Source organism: Massilia sp. 05N420, assembly GCF_056397205.1.
Window position 1 is genome coordinate 1 of the sequence record NZ_JBFTMX010000195.1, and the last position, 431, is coordinate 431.

The 431-nt window shown below is 58.5% G+C and carries 1 protein-coding gene; it reads right to left on the reverse strand.

From position 1 onward, the window contains the following. Nucleotides 1–54: 54 nt before the first annotated feature. Nucleotides 55–431 (reverse strand): serine aminopeptidase domain-containing protein (locus AC1DIX_RS27935; protein ID WP_477328614.1); only part of this gene is annotated, 377 nt, incomplete at its 5' end.

The window sequence follows — 431 nt, forward strand, 5'->3', positions numbered from 1 at the left end:
CTTCGGAGGAGGTGTTCGTCTTCATTGCCGCGCCTGCCATGTGGAATGTTCCCGTCAGGACCGCATGACCGCGCCGTCGCACCAATCGGCGAAGGCCGAGATGGCATCTGCTGCGCCGGTCTCGTTCAAGGTCTCGTGCCTGAAGTCCTGATATATTTCAGTGGTGATACGGGAGAAGCCCTGCCGTTTCAAATGGTTTGAGAGCCACAGAACGGCTTTTCCGCGCTCCGTTGCCGGATCCTGCCCACCGCCGACAAGATGGATCGGACGATCCTTCGGAAGCCGGTCGAGCTGTTCCTTTTTCATCGCCCGGAATGTCAGTTCGAAAACGTCGAGCCACATCGATACAGAGGCATCGAAGCCGCACAGAGGATCGGCGATATATTTCGCGACCTCCGCCGGATCGCGCGACAGCCAGTCGAATTCCGTTG